Source organism: Sodalis-like endosymbiont of Proechinophthirus fluctus (assembly GCF_001602625.1).
Taxonomy (GTDB): domain Bacteria; phylum Pseudomonadota; class Gammaproteobacteria; order Enterobacterales; family Enterobacteriaceae.
In genome coordinates this window covers 32,784-35,957 of record NZ_LECR01000001.1, presented here as the reverse complement: position 1 = coordinate 35,957, position 3,174 = coordinate 32,784, and the positions used below count along the sequence as shown (strand labels likewise).

The 3,174-nt window shown below is 50.0% G+C and carries 5 protein-coding genes and 4 pseudogenes; 1 reads left to right on the top strand and 8 read right to left on the bottom strand.

All coding sequences use genetic code 11. The features are described from left to right. From BG74_RS00160 to BG74_RS15255, 6 genes and pseudogenes are all read right to left on the bottom strand, one after another. A pseudogene (locus tag BG74_RS00160) lies at positions 1-163 on the bottom strand (tRNA lysidine(34) synthetase TilS); the annotation flags it as partial. A 13-nt stretch (positions 164-176) separates the two neighbouring features. Beyond that, positions 177-576, bottom strand: a pseudogene (locus BG74_RS11975) (VOC family protein). Between the two features lie 158 nt (positions 577-734). Further along, positions 735-989, bottom strand: a complete 255-nt coding sequence (locus BG74_RS15270) for an Orn/Lys/Arg family decarboxylase (protein ID WP_244267036.1) — start codon at positions 987-989, stop codon at positions 735-737. A 138-nt stretch (positions 990-1,127) separates the two neighbouring features. Then, positions 1,128-1,292, bottom strand: coding sequence for a hypothetical protein (locus BG74_RS15265; protein ID WP_244267034.1), 165 nt, complete (start codon positions 1,290-1,292; stop codon positions 1,128-1,130). Next, positions 1,292-1,453, bottom strand: a complete 162-nt coding sequence (locus BG74_RS15260; RefSeq protein WP_244267033.1) for a hypothetical protein — start codon at positions 1,451-1,453, stop codon at positions 1,292-1,294. The genes BG74_RS15265 and BG74_RS15260 overlap by 1 nt, the downstream gene beginning before the upstream one ends. A 352-nt stretch (positions 1,454-1,805) precedes the next feature. Continuing rightward, positions 1,806-2,099: pseudogene (locus tag BG74_RS15255) on the bottom strand (hypothetical protein). On the opposite strand from BG74_RS15255, the gene BG74_RS15250 reads away from it, so the two are divergent. Beyond that, positions 2,031-2,216, top strand: coding sequence for a hypothetical protein (locus BG74_RS15250; protein WP_244267039.1), 186 nt, complete (start codon positions 2,031-2,033; stop codon positions 2,214-2,216). The pseudogene BG74_RS15255 and the gene BG74_RS15250 overlap by 69 nt on opposite strands. A 105-nt stretch (positions 2,217-2,321) precedes the next feature. On the opposite strand, the gene BG74_RS15245 is transcribed toward BG74_RS15250, so the two are convergent. Both BG74_RS15245 and BG74_RS15240 read right to left on the bottom strand, forming a co-directional pair. Beyond that, positions 2,322-2,561, bottom strand: a complete 240-nt coding sequence (locus BG74_RS15245; RefSeq protein ID WP_244267032.1) for a hypothetical protein — start codon at positions 2,559-2,561, stop codon at positions 2,322-2,324. 484 nt (positions 2,562-3,045) lie between these two features. Next, positions 3,046-3,174: pseudogene (locus tag BG74_RS15240) on the bottom strand (acetyl-CoA carboxylase carboxyl transferase subunit alpha); the annotation flags it as partial.

Below are 3,174 nucleotides of genomic sequence, written 5' to 3'. Positions count from 1 at the left end.
CTCGCAGCGCCGGCGTGATTACGCTATCCAGGGCATAATCGCCGTTGCGCAGCGCGGCAAGGATATCTAACAACACCGTGGAATCCAGCCCACCACTGAAGGCCAGCAGCAGTGCGCGATAAGGAGTGACACGGACTGCGACAAGGCGGCGCAGCGCCTGCATCTGTCCACCGACATCATACTTCATACAGCTCCAGCAGTAACCGATCAGGATCGGTGAAAAAGGTGAATGTCTTGCCAGTGAGCACATTAACCTGCACTGGCTCTTAGGCTAGGCCGTCGCCCTCAATGCTGGCAATTACCCTATCGATATCGGCGACGATGAAGGATAACTGGCGCACCCCTGGCTTCCGGCCGGCTAAGCAGCCCCTCAGCGCGTCGGGAAAAGAGAACAGCTCAATAAGACTCCTCCTACAGCGCAAAGTCCCCTTTCTAGGAGTCCCGTTCGGCGCAGTAATTTTCGCCGATAAGCATAAAGCCCAGTACCTACCTACCTGGCAGGCAGTGAAAATGTTTACTGCGTGTATAATCACTGGCGATGATGGCGATATGTTGCATCCATTTTGTGCTAATCATGTTTTAAAATCCCCGCCTCCGTTCTGTATCCCGACAGTGAGCCCTACTCACGCCATTGTCGTCCCGCCCCCACAACCAGCGTCCCGTCTTTGTACCAATTTTCCTATGCATCGTACAAGGTGGTTGTGACCAGGCCAACCACCAAGTGGCGGTTTATTTCAATATCGCACCCAATAAAGGACATCTTCAGTCAGTTCAGTACAGTGGATGTTGTTGGTCTCAACGCCCGGATAGTGTTGGCCGATTGAGTATAGTATCAGTAGCAAATCTAGCACCGCCCGACTGCCTTCAGTGATCATCTCGCCAGGCATCACCACCGGGTACCCCCACCAAGGCAGGTACGGCAACAGCATGTTAGCATAGATGCGACCGACCACTTGCGATAGCTCAACGGTTTTTACGTTGCTGTACACATGCTACTGGCACGTGGCGTAAGGCACCATTTTCATCCCGGGAAACACCGCGAAAGAATTGAGCATCAGTTGCGGTAGATGATGCTGATGAATTAACCCGTGGATACCCTGCACTAGATCTTAAATACGCGTATGGCGTTATAAATCAGAATCTTCCGTGTACAAGTCCGGCAACATATTGCGCACCTGAAGATTAAGATCGTAGGCGCGCTTAAACTCGGTCAACCCGTGCAACAAGCTCATCTCCTTGATTTTATCGATATTAATACTAAAAAAACAGCAGATTATAACGTTTTTTACCACTACACGCCCCGCTCATAGATAAACTTATCCACCAGCGAAGCCGGAATCCCCTCCGACGCCATTTCACTGGTCTCGTCTATTCCGGGCGTCAGGATAGTGACCTTGATGGGATCGAGGTACATATGATCAGAGTCAGCATCGCAAAGCCTGTGCCACGGCACCACCGACCAAGCAGACGGTGTCTTCGATGATCTCAGGCTGCCAGATATCGAAAACCAGCCATCCGACTCTTCTGACGTAAATGGTAAACCTCTTTACGAAAATTCAGAGCCCACTCAATGAAGCATTGAATAAGGCAGCACAGGTTTTTCGCGCACCATCGCCGCTGTCATCTCGATGGACGCCGGGATGCTTTAATAGGGAGAGGTGGTGGTGTTCATCATGTACGCTTCGTTAAAAGTGCGTTCATCATAATAACCTTAGATAGTTAATTAGCGCCTGAGAAAAGGCCGCCAGCAGTTTGTTCTTCGATTGCATCATCGAAGATGACTTTGTCAGGAATTCTCTCTCCGCTCATGCCGATTTTGCCGCGATAGAATAGATAGGATGGAAATTAGTGTACGGCATCCAAGCAGAGTCAAAATGGATCGACAGCACCGTCATCGTCTGTTTAATGTACTGCATGTTATACAACAGGCCGTCATAGGTGGAGTTGATAATCACCGTGTAGTACAGGATAGTTGGTCTGCGGGTTTGCCGCTACCTTCTGCGCGATTTTCGCGCAGCTGAACTGCCGCTGTGGAATTCTCCCAAAATGCCGCAGGCGCTGCAGTTCGTCGTCAGGTAAATCGGCGCCACATCACTCATCATCAGCAGGTGGGCCAGAGATTTATGGAAGTTGCAGTCAATGAGCACCGCATACTGCTGGCGGGCCTGGTGTACATACTGACGATTTTGTCGGAGGTCCCTTTAGTGACCATATAATTCTGCTCGGCTACGAAAGTACGGGTAATACACTCCTCCGCCTTCAGGTTGGCGCCAGGTATGGTCCAACAGCGATCCCAGTTCGGTCACCGAAATCGACACATCCTACTTCAGCGTATTGCCGCCGAAAAAGTCATAGAACAAGCTGCCAACCGATAGGCGGTAGCCATTTGGCCCGGTATGCAAAAAGTATATTTTCCTTCTTCTACATAATGGATGGAAGAACGCATTAGTCAAAGACGGCATGATGGCATCAATATATTCAGCGGTATATTGCCGGATACGCTGGCTAATATCGGTGGCGAAATTTAAAGCCATATTCAAAAAATAGAGCGCAATGCACATCTCGTTGGCGCTTGACGTCAAGCACCGAATGGGTGCTGATAAACACATACAACGGCAGATACTCATTGATCTCGTTAATGGTTAGGAAGATATCCATCTAGTATTGTTCCCAATAGAAAATAATGCCTGCAATGCGCGAATTTTGCTCAAGTAAGGATCAACAAATCCTAGCTACCGGTGGTATAGACAATATGATAGCTATTCGGTCAGCACCTGTGCCAGCTCCCACAACTGTGTAGCTTTGTAAAAATATATGTTTCGGCAAAAGCATTGCAATGATGTTCATTCAACGCATCCTATCGTGGGTCCTTTGCTCAGTTATCTCGGCCAAACGTTAAGCGTAGCCGGCATTGCGGCTGGCTGGGTGCCACCAAAGTACATCTCCGGCCACAAAAAACACCCCGCAAGTACGAACATGCGGGGTGTGAGATATCGCAGGTCTGTCCCGAGCAACGAACGAGCGCTGGAGTCCGGCGTCGTTCATTCAGCAATAGCCATAGTTCATCAGACGGCGGTAACGGCGGTTGAGCAACTCTTCCTCATTGAAACCGTCAAGCTTGGCCAAATCGCCCAGCAGTTGCGTTTTCAACGCGGCGGCAATAGCCGGCACATC

Coding starts and splice junctions, on each gene's coding strand:
- BG74_RS15245 (WP_244267032.1), bottom strand. CDS start 2,561: ATGTGCATTGCGCTCTATTTTTTGAATATGGCTTTAAATTTCGCCACC.